This window comes from Streptomyces sp. AM 4-1-1, assembly GCF_029167625.1.
Taxonomy (GTDB): Bacteria; Actinomycetota; Actinomycetes; order Streptomycetales; family Streptomycetaceae; genus Streptomyces.
Genome location: NZ_CP119145.1, coordinates 1770759 through 1784721 on the forward strand (window position 1 = coordinate 1770759; position 13963 = coordinate 1784721).

Here is a 13963-nt window from a genome sequence, read left to right on the forward strand (position 1 = left end):
GGGGCCTGTTCAGGCTGCGGGATACGCGCGGGCACCGAAGACGGCGCTGCCCACCCGGACGTGCGTCGCGCCGTGCGCGATGGCCGAGGTGAAGTCGCCGCTCATGCCCATGGACAGTGAGGGCAGCCCGTTCCGCTCGGCGATCTCCCGCAGTTGCAGGAAGTGCGCTTCCGAGGGCTCATCGACGGGCGGGATGCACATGAGGCCGATCACGTCGAGTTCGTGCTTGCCCCGGCAGATGTCCAGGAAGTAGTCCGTGTCGCTCGGGGCGACTCCGGCCTTCTGCCGCTCCAGCCCGGTGTTCACCTGGACGAAGACCTTGGGCCGCCGGCCCTGCTTCTCGCTCTGGCGGAACAGTGCCTCGCTGAGCGAGAAGCGGTCGACCGAGTGGATCACGTCGAAGAGAGCGACGGCGTCACGGGCCTTGTTCGTCTGCAACGGACCGATCAGGTGCAGTTCCACCCCGGGGTGTTCCGCCCGGAGAGCGGGCCACTTCGCCTGCGCCTCCTGCACCCTGTTCTCACCGTAGACGTGCAGGCCCCGGCCGATCGCCCGGCCGAGCACGTCCTGGGGCACCGTCTTGGAGGCGGCGACCAGGGTCACCGAGTCCGGGGACCGGCCCGCCCGCGCGCACGCCTCGGCCATCGCCGTTCGCGTACGCTCCAGCCCGTCCAGCGGGTCGGTACGGTCCGGCTCGTGGTCGCTGCTCACCTGACATCTCCTCAAGCTCAGACGAATTCGAAACGCTGTGGCGAACTCATCAGGGTCGATGACCCGATGCGCGCGCCGAGGGCCGGTAGGCCGACCCGTAGTTCGGCCTCCAGGGCCAGGAGGTCGTCGTGGGCGGTGGCGTGATGGGCCTCCGCCACAATCAGGACCTGGCCGGTGTCCGCGGACACCACGGACCTGGCGCTCTGCCGGTAGGTCCATCGCCGTGAGTGGGCGTGGCCCTCGGGATCGGCGAAGACGACCTCTCCCTCCCCGGGGTGCTCGGTGTCCCCCTGGAACGTCAGGTAGGTCTCGGTCCCGTCGGCCGGACGAACGGTGATGCCCTCGGCGACGTGCGCGCGGTCGAACGCCGCGATGGGGATGCCGAAGGCCATCGAGACGTGGTTCAGGTAGTCGACCAGCGGATGGAACCTGGGCATCTCCTGGGACTTCCGGTAGCGGCGCAACAGGGCTTCCGAGGCGCACCGGTACTGGGTGGGCTTCATGCCCATGCGGGAGAACGTCTCGCGCCACGCGGCGATCTCGGGCATCTCCGCTTCCGCCGCGCCGGCCTGCCGCTCCTTGATGACGGTGGCCAGTCGTTCGAGGACGGCGGGAGCCTCCTTGGTGTCGCGGACGTCCTCGGTGGCGACCGCGAGAGCCCGCAGGTTCGGGTGGAGGTTCCAGACGGCATCGGCGTGCGTGAAGTACATGGGCTTTCCCTACGGGTTCGTCTACTGCTCGATCAGGGGTAGAGGCGACCCTGGTTCCAGGTTCCCTCGGGCTTCTGTCTACTGAAAACGAACCGGTCATGCAGCCGAAACGGCCGGTCCGACCAGAACTCGACGTAGGTGGGACGCACGCGGTAGCCCGACCAGTGGGGCGGTCGCGGTACGTCCCCGGTGCCGAAACGCGCTCCTTCGCGGGCCACCGCGTCCTCAAGTTCCTGGCGGCTGCCGAGCGGGCGGGACTGCCGGCTGGCCCAGGCGCCGATCCGGCTGTCGGGGGCCCGGGAGGCGAAGTAGGCGTCGGCCTCGGTCTCGCTGACGCACTCCACCGGGCCCCTGAACCGCACCTGGCGGCGCATGGACTTCCAGTGCAGGACGGCCGATGCCCGCATGTTGGCCGTGAGCTGCGCGCCCTTGTTGGACTGCGTGTTCGTGAAGAAGACGAACCCCTCGGTGTCGTACCCCTTCAGGAGCACCATCCGGACGTCGGGAAGACCGTCCTCGTCTGCGGTCGCCAGCGCCATGGCGTTCGGATCGTTGATCTCGTTCTGGCCGGCCTCGGCGAACCACTGCTCGAACATGTCGAACGGTGCCTCCTCCGCGGCCTGTTCACTCATCGCTCCTGCGGCTGCGTCTGACTGCGGATCGAACATGGTGAAAACTCCCGGATGAGTCGCTCACGGTGCGAAGACTGTCGGGTACGCCGGGGTGCCGGTTCCGCCCTGGAGGCGGCCGGGCGTCACACCCGGCGGGCAGCTCTCAGGAGGCCAGTACCTGCTTGTCCTCAAGCACGTTGCGCCACTTGTCCAGGTCGTCGCCGGCCTTGGTGATCAGGTGCGTGGACCCGTCCGGCGTCACCAGTACCTCCGCCGCCGGGGGCACGTTGAGGAATTCCATGTGCTGAGTGGCGCAGTAGGCGCCCACGTCCAGGATCACCAGGAAGCTGCTCGCGTCGACGCCGTCGGGGACTTCGACCTCCCCGGGCAGGATGTAGTCGTTGCGCAGAATGGTGCGGCCACGGACCGCGGCCGTGGTCGTGCGTGCCGTCGTGACCTCGTTCATCCCGGCGTCGAGGAAGGCCACGTTGTGGTTCCGGTCGCGCAGTTGGGCCGAGGGCATGAGCATCCGGCACCCGTTGGTCACCAGGATGTTCGACACCGGGGTGGAGATGACACTGCGCTCGACGCTCAGCAGCAGGGCGCCCGCGTCGGCCAGGACGTCGCGCGCCGGCTCGAACAGGAAGGTCACGTCCTCGGGGATGCCCTGACGACGGGCCGCGTCGGCGAGGGCCTGGAAGTAGTTGTGCCAGTCGAAGTGCTTCTCCGACTCGTCCCAGGCGTCGTAGTCGAAACCGTGGCCGCCGGCGAAGTTGATCGACCGGGCCGTCGGGAAGTACTCCAGGTAGATGTCCATGACCTGCTCGACGATGCCGACCATCTCTTCGAGGGTGTTACCGCTGCCGCAGTACACCTCCAGGCCGGTGAGGTCACGCTCGTACTCCTTGAGCAGCGCGGCCAGTCGGCCCAGCTCCCCGTATTTGATGCCCGGCTTGCCCGAGTCGAGGCTGTCGATCCGCACGCTGATCGTCGGGGCGCCGGTACGCAGCGAGTACGCGACCTCGTCGAGACTGGCGAGGAACGTCGGGTGACCCGCGGAGTCCCAGAAACCGATCTCCTCGTCCGACACATGGCCGGGCGACACGATGAACTTGCTGAATCCGTGCTCACGCAGGAGGCGGTACTCACTGGGCAGCTGCACCAGGACGCCGACACCTTCCATGTCCTTGAGCGGTGCCATGAAGTGCGGGTTGGAATTCGGAAAGAACGGAATGTAAAGTTCCACTCTTCCCGCCAGGCCGGCCGCCGCCGCGGCCTCCTTCACCCGGCCGATGTTCTTGCGCATCCGTGCTTCGTTGTAGATGAAGACCGGCGTTCCGGCATGACGGGATATGTGGTTCAGATCCACGTCGGCGAGCCATGAATTGGTTAACGCAGTCACAGTGACGACCCCCATTTTGCGCTGCGCAGCGAGTACGCATCCGCGAGAAAGAGCAGGCTGAAGACGCCATGCTCGGCAGCACCCCCCGGACTGCGGACATCGCCGGCTGCGAGAGACTGGCTGACTGATCAGCGATGCGGTCACAAGTTCTATCAGCAGGCTTTCCGTAATCGCAAGGGTTTTTGAAAAAAGGCGTCACCGGGTGGCCTGAACCACTCACCAAAACAATGATCCTTTACATCGCCACAGCTCAGAGCGGAATGGAGGGTGCACGTTCCGGCCAAAGGGGTAAGTTCAATAAGTAACAATATCAGGATGTGAGACGTTGCTTGACGGGCGCGCGGTTCCCCCGCCTAGTATTACGGCAACATTAACGGGGACGCCGGGTACGACCACCCGGATAAGGCCCCGCAACGGCCGTGTGCCCGAGTGGCTCAGGGGATCGCCTGCAAAGCGATTTACATCGGTTCGAATCCGATCGCGGCCTCTTGCGTTTCAACCTCTTCAAGCTTCCACTCTTTTCGAGCGCGTCCGCACAGCCGGTGGAACAAGCGGCGGGGAAACGGACGCCGGACGTTCACCCGGTGTCGTACCGGAGTTTCCCCGCGCGGCTTTCGGAGAGCTCGGACATCCTCCGCGCCCGGCTCACGCGATTCGACGACGACGCCGGCGCACCTTCGTGTGTGACACCGTGCGCGCGTGCCGGCCGGTCACATCCACCGCACCGCACAGCCCTTCGGCCGGGACCCGGCACCTGCCGGTAACGGTCTGACGGACACGGAGGACAAAGGGGGACGTCGGGCCTCACGGCCGGGCACCCCCGCGCAAGACCTTCACCAGCCTTCTACCGGTGCCGCGAACAGCACCCGGTCGCGATCTTCCCCGATGGATAGAATCGCCTCTGCGAAGAAGGCTGTGGAGTGACGGTCGGAGGAACTGTGACGACAGGTGATGAGCACTCTGAACCGCAGGTGTCCGAACTCATCGGCGCCAGAGAACTCTCCGCGCTGGAACTCCTTCTCGGCTCGGGCAGACAGCTCAGCCGCGGCGACCTCGCCGAACAGCTCGGCTTGTCCGGGAGCGAGTCGCACGCGGCCGTGGAGCGTCTGCTGTCGGCCGGACTGATCCGGGAGAAGGGCGGCCACCGGCCGGGCGAGCGGTTACTGGTCCCCGGCGCCTCGGACCTCGTCCACGCACGGCTGCTGGAGATACAGCAGGAACGGCTCGCCGGTCAGATCCAGTTCCAGAAATCGACGACGTCGATAGTCAAGGCGCTCAGCGAGCGGCTGCACGCGGGGGACGACGACCATCCGCGGTGGAATGTGCTGCGCGGTTACGAGCCGATCTCGGCCGCGCTCGAAGGCGCCGCCTACCGCGCCCGCCGCAAGATCCTGAGCATGCACCCGGGCATACCGCTGTCGCCGGAGGACCTCGCCGACAGCCGGCCGCGCAATCAGCGTGCGATGGACCGCGGTGTGGCGATGCGCTCCATCCACCTCGCCTCGATGACCCGGGTGCCGCACGGGCGCGCTCATCTGGAGGCACTGGCCGAGTCGGGTGTCAAAGTGCGACTGGCGCAGTCGCTCCCCTTCCGGCTCATCGTGATCGACGACGTGATCGCCTATACCTCGATCAACGGAACGGACGGCGAGCCGACGGCACTTGAGCTGCGCGGCCCTGAGCTGGTCCCGATGCTGCGCGAAGTGTTCGAGTTCTGCTGGCTGGACTCCCAGCCCGTACGGGCATCGGAGTCCGAACCCGGGGGCCGGCTGCTGTCGGAGCGGGGGCTGGCCCTTGTGCAGCTGCTCTCCGAGGGACGCACCGACAGCGCGATGGCCAGGTCACTGGGGGTCTCGCCCCGGACGTTTCGACGGCTGATCGGTCAGGTCATGGAGCAACTGGGCGCCGAGAGCCGCTTCCAGGCCGGCATACGCGCCATGGAGCTGGGACTGCTCGGACGGTGGCAGCCCCCGGAGAGCGCTTCCCACTGATCGGCCGGGCGGGCGCGGCCGTCGTACCGCTGGGCCATGCGAGGTCCCCGGACGGACGACGTGCGCGACAGGAGTTCCGGTGAGGTGAGTTGTCCGCTGTGCGGCAGGAAAGACGTTGCCTGCCGGTCGTCTTGTGCACTTGCTTCCCCTATTCGATGCGGACGGACGGTACGCGTGCCGCGATTCCCTTCTGGTCCGGCGGTCGGCTGACTCCTCGGTTACATCACGATGGGTCAGGCACGCGGCACAGCGCGTGAGTGCGGAGCGGCATAAGTATGCATCGCCTCAGATGCGAGTCCAATAGGCCCTGGTGACTTGGCGAGTTCCTTGCGTCATCCATCAACAGATGGCCGAACGGCGGTCCGTCGCACGTCCGCCGGGGATCACGGGACACTCCTCCGGGGCTGGCCGTGGTGTGCCGTGACCGCAGCCGGACAGGCCCAGGTGCCGGTCAGGCGTTGAGGCGGCGGGCTCAGCAGTGATTGGCTCAATCGCCGGAAGCCAGGCGACGGGATCACAACTCGGCCCAGCAGGAGGAAAATTGAATTACTCGATTTCCTGGAACGGCGGAGAAGTACTCACCACCGATCAGCGTTCACTACCGCACAGGGCGAGCCCGCTGCGCCTGACCACCGTGGACGACGTCATCGACGCGATCCGCACCCTGGCGGTCAGGGGCGCACCCGCCATCGGCATCACCGGCGCGTTCGGAGTCGCCCTGTCGGCCTTCCGTCACGGCGCGGAAGGCGTGCTGCCGGACCGGGTCCCGGCCGGCCGGGACCAGCCGGGGAGCACTTCCGCGGCGGGTGCCCTGGACGAGAGGGCCCAGGACGCCGTCAGGGCCGACGCCGCCCGTATCGCGGCCTGCCGGCCCACCGCGGTCAACCTCTCCTGGGCGGTCGCCCGGGTGCTGGAGCGGCTGCCCGAGGGCCCGCAGGCGGTCCTCGACGAGGCCCGGGCCATCCTCGCCGAGGACGCCGAGGCGAACTCCGCGGCCGCCCACCGCGCCGCGGATCTGGTCGAACAGCTCTGCCCCGACCGTCCGTTGCGTGCCCTGACGCACTGCAACACCGGCCGCCTCGCCACGGCGGCGGGCGGCACCGCGCTGGGCGCGATCCTCGAACTCGCCGAGCGCGGGCGGATCGAGGAAGTGCTGGTCGACGAGACCAGGCCGCTGCTCCAGGGCTCGCGGCTCACCGCCTGGGAGCTGGCCGAGGCCGAGGTCCCGTACCGGATCTGCGTCGACTCGGCCGCCGCCTTCGCCATGGCGCGCGGCCTGGTCGACGTCGTGCTGGTCGGCGCCGACCGGATCGCCCGCAACGGGGACGTCGCCAACAAGATCGGCACCTACGGTCTGGCGCTCGCCGCCGCCCGCCACGGCATCCCGCTCGTGGTCGTCGCCCCCGAGTCCACCGTCGACGACAGACTCGAAACCGGCGGCGGCATCGTCGTCGAGGAGCGCGGCGCGGAGGAGGTGACCTCGGTCGCGGGCACGCGCACGGCCCCGGCGGGCGCGGGCGTGTACAACCCGGCCTTCGACGTCACCCCGGGCGAACTCGTCACCGCCGTCGTCACCGAGCGCCGCGTCATCGAACCGGCCCACGACGATCTGGCCGCGCGGGTGGCCGCGCACACCGCACACGTTCCCGACCACCCGGTCCCCGGCATCGCCTTCCAGGACCTGATGCCCGTCTACGCCCGTCCCCGGCTCGTCGACCGGCTGGCACGGGCCGTGATCACCCGCTTCCGCGGCCGGTTCGACCATGTCGCGGGCATCGAGGCCCGGGGCTTCCTGCTCGGCATGGCCATCGCCCAGGCGGCCGACCGCCCCTTCGTGCCGCTGCGCAAGCCCGGCAAGCTGCCGCCACCGGTGCACGCGGTGGAGTACGCGCTCGAATACGGCACGGACGCCCTGGAGCTGGCGGAGAAGGCGCTGCCGGCGGGGGCGCGTGTGCTGATCGTCGACGACGTCCTGGCGACCGGTGGCACGGCCGCCGCCGCCGTGAAGCTCGTGGAGCAGTCCGGAGCCGTGGCGGTCGGCTGCGCCGTGATCCTTGAGCTGGCCGGACTCGGGGGCCGGGACCGGCTGTCCCTCCCGCTCTTCGCCGTGCGCGAGGTCTGACCGGTCACCCGTCGGCCGGTAGTCCCGTCCGGCCGACGGCAGCGGCTCCTCACCAACTCGACGGTCCTCCTACCGGTACCGCTCGCGGTCCCGGGCACCCGAAGGAATCTGATATGTGTGGAATCGTTGGATTGTTCGTCGGCTGCAGCACCCACTCCCACTGTCCCAAGAAGCTGATCCTCGACTCGGCGGCTCCCGCCTCGGAAGAGGCCGAGGCGGGAACCCCGGTCGTCCCCGCCCCCGACAACTCCGGCTACAACAGCCCGTTCCGGTCCTGGGACACCCGCGCCAGCGTCCGCTCCACCGAACGGCGCACGCTGCGCGAGGGCGACGCGGCGCGGCCGTACTTCTCCCCGGAGCTGGTGCCGCTGGCCCGGCACAAGTACATCCAGGACCTGCGGCCCGACCTCTACGACGAGGTGCTGATCCAGCACCTCTACCGCTACCTCGACTTCACCATGAAGCTGGAGCACCTGGTGGTGAACCGGACGGCTCTGGGGATCGCCCAGGCAACCGTGGGCGTCGCCGTCCCGGAGGACATGCGGTTCGACGCGTACAAGGTGTACTGCGACGAGGCCTACCACGCCCTGTTCTCCATGGATCTGCTGCGGCAGGTGAGGCAGCGGACCGGCATCGAGCCACGGCTGCCCGAACTCCCGTACTTCCTCAGGCGGTTGCAGGAACTCCAGGAGGAAGCGGGGGCCGAGAACCGCCATCTCATGGAGCTGGTCTTCGTGATCGTCTCCGAGACCCTGATATCGGGCAGCCTGATGGAGCTGCCGCAGGACGGTGACGTCGTCCCCGCGGTCCGCGAGGTGCTGCGCGACCACGCGCTCGACGAGGGCCGGCACCACACCTACTTCGCGATCTTCCTGAAGTACCTCTGGGGACAGCTCGGCCCAAGCGAGCGGCGCACCGCCGCGCTGATGGTCCCGCGGCTCATCCACACCTTCCTGCGGCCCGACACCGACGCCATGCGCGCCGAGCTGGAGGGGTACGGCTTCGCCAGGGAAGCGGCCCGTCAGGTCGTCGCCGAGGTGCTGCCGGAGACCCTCATACGGGAGTCGGCCCGCTCCTCGGCGGCCCAGACGATCCGGCTCTTCTCCTCCCTCGGCGCCCTCGACCTCCCCGAGGTGGCGGCCGAGTTCCAGGATCAGGGCCTCACATGAGGGCCCCGGCACGGAAGGCCGCGCACCGTTGGAGGTAGGCGTCCATCTCCTCGGCGGCGAAGCGGTCGCGGTCCCAGTCGGCGGGCAGCACCGGACCGTCCGTGGCGCACACGTACGCGGACGCGAAGCCGCCAGGGACGAGCGCGAGCGTCACCAGGTCGTAGAACGGCCCCTCGAAGTCGTCCGCCGTCCGCCACTCCCGCTCGGTCATCGCGCTGAGCACCAGGCCGGTGACGACGCCGTCGCCGCGTACCAGCCCCGGGAAGGGCCGGTCGCGCAGCGCCGCGGCCCGCCATCCGGCGGCGGAGGCGGGCCGGTGCTCCGGCACCCGGCCCAGCACGGCCCGAAGGACCTCGGGGAACGTCAGGCTTCCATAGACGAACAAGGTGTTCTGACGCCTCGTCAGGCGATGTGCGGCCATGGACACAGCTCTCCTCCTCGACCCGTACCTCCGGCGTTCCCGGCCCCTCCCGGACGCCTTCCGCTCACGGTCAAGTTCACCAGCCGACACCCGCACGGCGCCGGAAAGAGGGTGGCCGCGTGCGGACGCGGCAGCAGACGGCCAGCCGGACCTGTGGACCGGGCCGCGCCACGGACAGAAAGATCCGTCCCATGACTGTGGAGCACGTCCTGCGAGAAACGACCCGAGTGGACGATGTCCTCGCGCTCGGCTGGGAAGACCTGCTGCGCCCCGAGGACCTCTTCCTCGGCGGCGACTGGCTGCGGGTCGCCCAGCGCACGGCCGGGTCCCCGATGCGCTATGTGGCGCGGCTGGGCGGGGACGGCGCGGCCGGGAACGGCGCGGGTGCGGGGACCGGACCGGACCGGCCCGTCATCGACGCCGCGTTGGCGACCGCCCTGGCGACCGAGAAGTCCCCGTGGGTCCTCGGACGCCCCGACACCCTGCTGCGGTTCAGCGCCGAGGCGGGCCGGGCGGGGGCCGCCGAGCTGCTGGCCGAACTGCCCGGCCCGCCCGCCGAGGCACTGCTGCCGAGCCTGGTCTGCGGGGGACGCCACATGGGGCGCAGCCGTGTGCCGCGCGGACCGGCGACCGGCCGTACGGCGGTCGCCCAACTCGTCGCCCGCGCCGAGGAGATCGCCGTGGAGCACGAGGCGGCCTCGGTGGCGTTCCCCTTCGTGGAGGGCGGCGACGAGGTGCTGCGCCAGGTGCTCGCCGACCGCGGCTACCGCTCGCACCTCTCCGGCCGCTACAGCTCGCTCCCGGTGACCCCGGGCGGCTTCGAGGACTACCTCCTGCGGCTCTCGGCGAAACGGCGGCGCAGGGTCCGCACCGAGCGACGACGGCTGGCCGAGGCCGGGGTCGAGATGCGGATGGAGACGCTCAGCACCGCGCTGATCCCGCGCCTCGGCCGCCTTGAGGAAGAGCTCATGGCCAAGTACGGCATCGCGTGGACGGCGGCGCAGACCGAGGAGGTCCTGCGCGAGATGGCGGCCAACTTCGGTGACGACGCCGTGGTGACGCTCGCCGTCGGTGACGGCCTGATCCGCGGCTTCGGCACCATGATCCGGTTCCGCGACCACTGGTACGCGCGGCAGGCCGGCTTCGACTACGGCTACCAGCGAAAGCTGGCCCTCTACTTCGAGACCCTCTACTACTTCCCCGTGGAGATGGCCGCCCGGAACGGCATCACCACCATCCACTACGGCCTGGGCAGCGAGGAGGCCAAGCTCTCCCGTGGCTGTGTGGCGGAAGACCAATTCGCGTATGTGCTGCGTCTGCGGCAGGAGGAGGCCCCTCATGACTGACCGGTCCACGCTCGCCGTGGTGGAGACGGGGCGCGGGGCCTACGGGCTGAAGCCGCTCGTACTGGCCAGGGATCTCGGGTTCCGGCCGGTCCTCGTCACCGACGACCTCAGCCGCTACGTCGTGTCCGACAGCTCCCGCGCCGTCGTCGACGGCTGCGTCCACGAGATCGTCCACGCCGACACCCGCGACAGCGTGTCCGTGCGCGAGGCCCTGCGGGGTCATCACGACCGGGGCGAGCTGGGCGGCGTGCTCGCGGTCATCGACTACTACGTGGCGGTCGTCGCCGAGGTCGCCGACGCCTTCGGACTGCCGGGCCTCGCGCCGAAGGCCGCCCACGCAGCCCGCAACAAGCTCCGTACCCGCGAGTTGTGCGCCCGTGCGGGCGTCCCCGCGCCGCGCTTCGCCCGGGTCCTGAGCCGGGACGAGGCCGTCGCGTTCGCCCAGGAGACCGGCTTCCCGTGCGTGGTCAAGCCCATGACCGAGGCGGCCAGCATCGGTGTACGGCTCTGCCGTACACCCGAGGAGGTCGCCGCGCACCACGACGTCCTGAGCGCCGCCCCCACCGATCTGCGCGGTCTCCCCCGGCCCGCGGGCGTGCTCGTCGAGGCGTATCTGACCGGCTACGAGGTGAGCGTGGAGGTCGTCACCACCTCGGCGGGCCGTCAGGTCCTCGGCCTCACCGACAAGACCCTCGGCCCGCACCCGGCCTTCGTGGAGATCGGCGAGACCTTCCCCTCCCAGCTCCCCGTGCGCCTCCAGGAGGAGGCCACCGCGGTGGCCCTGGCCGCGCTCGACGCCATCGGGCACGACTTCGGGGCCTCCCACGTGGAGATCAAGATGACCGCCGAGGGCCCGAAGCTGGTCGAGATCAACGCCCGGATGGGCGGTGCCCAGGTGGGCCGGAACATCAAGGAGGCCACCGGGATAGACCTCCAGCGGGAGGTCATCCGGATGCACGCGGGGCTCGAACCAGAGCTGCGCGCCACCGCGCGGGCCGCTTCGGCCTCCCGGTATCTGACCGCCCTGGACAGCGGCGTGCTCAGCGCGGTCGACGGCCAGGAGCTCGTCGGACGGCTGCCCGGCGTGTGCGACCTGGACGTCTACGCCCGGCCCGGGGACCGCGTGCGGCGGGCCCGGAGCAACGCGGATGTGCTCGGCCACCTCGTCGTACGCGCGAACACCCCGGCGGAGGCGGACCGTTGGGCCGACACCGCGCTGCTCCAGCTCACCCCCCGGGTGAGCGCGGACGAGCCGGCCGGAACCGGCACGCCACGGTGAGGGGGCTCGGCGAGTCACTGCCACGGGGGAAGGGGGTGCGGTGGTTCGGGGCCGCGTGCTTCGTCAACGCCGTCGGCACCGGCGCCTATTACCCCTTCGCTCTCCTCTTCTTCCAGGCCCGGCTCGGCTTCTCGCTCTCCCGCATCGGCGCGGGTCTGACGATCGCCGCGCTGATCGCGCTGCCGGCACTGCCGCTGGTCGGCCGGCTCATCGACCGGTTCGGCCCCAAGTGGGTTCTGCTCGCTGCCGCGTTGATGAGAGCCGCCGCCTTCGGCCTCTATCTCTTCGCGGGCGACTTCTGGGAGTTCGTCGCACTGAGTGTGGTCGTCGCGCTCAGCCTGCGTACGGAGCAGACCGCGTCCCCCGTGCTGGCGAGCGCCCTGGCCGGTGAGCGGCAGCAGGGGCGCTGGCTCGCCCTGTCCCGTTCGATGTTCAACGCGGGCTTCGGCTGCGGCGCGATGCTGGCCGGTCTCGCCGCGTCCGGGCGGGCGGCGGACCTCGCCGTGGTCGGCGCGGCCAACGCGGTCTGCATCGCCCTGGCCACCGTGCTCTATCTGCCGCTCGCCGGTGGCCGGAGCATGTCCGCGCCCGCCCGGGACGACCGCGGGGCGCTCGCCGAAAAGCCCTGGCGGCACGGGAGGTTCCGCGCCGTCGTCGCCGCCGGCGCCGGTCTGTGGATGATCGCCGTCGCGGTGGAGTCCGCCATGCCGGTGTACGTGATGAGGCGGCTGGACACCGGGCCATGGGTGATCGGCGTGCTGTTCGCCATGAACACCGCGCTGCTCGCGCTGTGCCAGGTGCCCGTCGCCCACCGCCTGGAGCGCCACCGGCCCCGCGCGCTCGTGGCGGTCGGAGCCGTACTGCACATCGGGCTGCTCGGGGCGCTGGGCATCGCCGGCGGCTTCGGCCCGGGAACACAGGTGGGCCTGCTGCTGTTCGGCATGGCCCTGTACACGCTCGGCGAACTCATCTCCTCCCAGTCGCTGCTCGTCCTTCTGACCTCCATCGCGCCCGAGCACAGGCGCGGTTCCTTCCTGGCCTTCAACCAGATGTTCGTCGGCCTAGCCAACGCCGTAACCCCGCTGATGGTGACGCTCTTCCTCGACCACTCGGCGACCGGCCTGTGGTGGGTGCTCGTGGCCTGCGCGGTCGCGGTCACCCTGATCGGCCGTCGCTCCCCGAAGACGGCGGAGCCGTCCCGGCCCGCCGTTCCGCGATCCCGGCACGACCCCAAGGAAAGGACCACAAGGTGACTTTCACCGCTTCGGACGTCTCCCTCGGCGGACCGGCTCATGTGCTGATCGACGAGGCACTGTCGAAGTACCCGCAGTACCGCGCGTTCCGGCGCGGCGAGCTCAGCCGGGCGGACTACTGTGCGTGGGTCGGCTCCGGCGCGGCCCCGCTGTCCGAAACCGGCCTGAACGAGGACCAGTTCAACCTCTCCACCCGGCTGCCGGTCAACGAGTGGGCGTACACCGAGCGGATTCTCGAAGAGCTGGCCGACGCCGGTGTGATCGGCTCCACGTGCTACCCGGCCGACGAGTTCGGGCCGCTGTACAACACCGTCGCCGCGACCTTCCGGCACGGCCCGTACAAGACGTACATCTTCCCGGAGGAGGCGCGGCTGCTCTTCGCCCTCGCGCACATCCTGGAGCCGCGCCGCACGGTCTTCCCCGGTTCCTACTACGGCTACTGGGCGGTCTGGGCCATGCCCGGCATCATCGCCGCCGGAGGCACCGCCACGCTCGTCGACATCAACACCGACACGATGCGCCGGGCGCAGGACAATCTGCGGGCCCTCGGTCTCGACGAGGGCGTCGACTACGTGACCGAGGACGCCATCGCCTTCGGCCGCACCCTCGACCGTGTCGACTTCTGCGTCCTGGACGCGGAGGGCCCCAAGGACGCCGAGGACCCGCTGCTGCGGGACAAGGCGATCTACGAGCCGATCATGCGGGCGACCAGTCGTGCCATCCGTCCCGGCGGCGTGCTGCTGGCGCACAACATGCTGCTCCAGAACCTCACGGAGAACCGCTACTTCGCCGGGCGGATCGCCAACAACGAGTCGCAGTACGCGGGCTTCCACAGCCACCTGGACGAGTACTACGACGTCCACGCCGTGTACCCGACGACCGAGGGCGTGGGCGTGTACCGCCGCTCGGACAAGGAATAGGGACCCGGTCGACGACGGCCCGGTGTCC

At 69.8% G+C, this 13963-nt stretch carries 12 protein-coding genes and 1 tRNA gene; 8 read left to right on the forward strand and 5 right to left on the reverse strand.

The features are described 5' to 3' along the window. Nucleotides 1-9 precede the first annotated feature (9 nt). From PZB75_RS07425 to PZB75_RS07440, 4 genes are all read right to left on the reverse strand, one after another. Entirely contained in the window at nucleotides 10-711 is a 702-nt protein-coding gene (locus tag PZB75_RS07425) for a YggS family pyridoxal phosphate-dependent enzyme (RefSeq protein WP_275534497.1), read from the reverse strand. A 17-nt stretch (nucleotides 712-728) separates the two neighbouring features. Then, entirely contained in the window at nucleotides 729-1421 is a 693-nt protein-coding gene (locus tag PZB75_RS07430) for a phenylalanine--tRNA ligase beta subunit-related protein (RefSeq protein ID WP_275534498.1), read from the reverse strand. Nucleotides 1422-1453: 32 nt separating this feature from the next. Next, the gene (gene pdxH / locus PZB75_RS07435) at nucleotides 1454-2089 is read right to left on the reverse strand and encodes a pyridoxamine 5'-phosphate oxidase (RefSeq protein WP_275534499.1); all 636 of its coding nucleotides are present in this window, start codon (nucleotides 2087-2089) and stop codon (nucleotides 1454-1456) included. A gap of 106 nt (nucleotides 2090-2195) precedes the next feature. Beyond that, nucleotides 2196-3434, reverse strand: coding sequence for a hypothetical protein (locus tag PZB75_RS07440; RefSeq protein WP_275534500.1), 1239 nt, complete (start codon nucleotides 3432-3434; stop codon nucleotides 2196-2198). Nucleotides 3435-3849: 415 nt separating this feature from the next. Between PZB75_RS07440 and PZB75_RS07445 the strand changes: the two genes are divergently transcribed. The 4 genes from PZB75_RS07445 (at nucleotide 3850) to PZB75_RS07460 (ending at nucleotide 8716) form a co-directional block, all read left to right on the forward strand. Next, nucleotides 3850-3921: transfer RNA gene (locus tag PZB75_RS07445), tRNA-Cys, on the forward strand. A 451-nt stretch (nucleotides 3922-4372) separates the two neighbouring features. Continuing rightward, nucleotides 4373-5425: a winged helix-turn-helix transcriptional regulator gene (locus PZB75_RS07450; RefSeq protein WP_275534501.1), complete on the forward strand. Its 1053-nt coding sequence runs from the start codon at nucleotides 4373-4375 to the stop codon at nucleotides 5423-5425. A gap of 541 nt (nucleotides 5426-5966) precedes the next feature. After that, nucleotides 5967-7547, forward strand: coding sequence for an S-methyl-5-thioribose-1-phosphate isomerase (gene mtnA, locus PZB75_RS07455; protein ID WP_275534502.1), 1581 nt, complete (start codon nucleotides 5967-5969; stop codon nucleotides 7545-7547). 113 nt (nucleotides 7548-7660) lie between these two features. Further along, nucleotides 7661-8716, forward strand: coding sequence for a diiron oxygenase (locus PZB75_RS07460; RefSeq protein WP_275534503.1), 1056 nt, complete (start codon nucleotides 7661-7663; stop codon nucleotides 8714-8716). Here the strand turns inward: PZB75_RS07460 and PZB75_RS07465 are convergent. Continuing rightward, nucleotides 8709-9137: a gamma-glutamylcyclotransferase family protein gene (locus PZB75_RS07465; RefSeq protein ID WP_275534504.1), complete on the reverse strand. Its 429-nt coding sequence runs from the start codon at nucleotides 9135-9137 to the stop codon at nucleotides 8709-8711. The genes PZB75_RS07460 and PZB75_RS07465 overlap by 8 nt on opposite strands. Before the next feature lie 191 nt (nucleotides 9138-9328). Between PZB75_RS07465 and PZB75_RS07470 the strand changes: the two genes are divergently transcribed. From PZB75_RS07470 to PZB75_RS07485, 4 genes are read left to right on the forward strand one after another with little or no spacing between them, the layout of a single operon-like run. Beyond that, nucleotides 9329-10483 carry a GNAT family N-acetyltransferase gene (locus PZB75_RS07470; RefSeq protein WP_275534505.1) on the forward strand — a complete coding sequence of 385 codons (1155 nt, stop codon included), beginning with the start codon at nucleotides 9329-9331 and terminating at the stop codon, nucleotides 10481-10483. Continuing rightward, the gene (locus PZB75_RS07475) at nucleotides 10476-11762 is read left to right on the forward strand and encodes an ATP-grasp domain-containing protein (protein ID WP_275534506.1); all 1287 of its coding nucleotides are present in this window, start codon (nucleotides 10476-10478) and stop codon (nucleotides 11760-11762) included. Before PZB75_RS07470 ends, PZB75_RS07475 begins: the two co-directional genes overlap by 8 nt. 35 nt (nucleotides 11763-11797) lie before the next feature. Then, nucleotides 11798-13015 (forward strand): MFS transporter, encoded by a 1218-nt coding sequence (locus PZB75_RS07480; protein WP_275534507.1) that lies wholly within the window; start codon nucleotides 11798-11800, stop codon nucleotides 13013-13015. Further along, nucleotides 13012-13935, forward strand: coding sequence for a hypothetical protein (locus tag PZB75_RS07485; RefSeq protein WP_275534508.1), 924 nt, complete (start codon nucleotides 13012-13014; stop codon nucleotides 13933-13935). Before PZB75_RS07480 ends, PZB75_RS07485 begins: the two co-directional genes overlap by 4 nt. Nucleotides 13936-13963 lie beyond the last annotated feature (28 nt).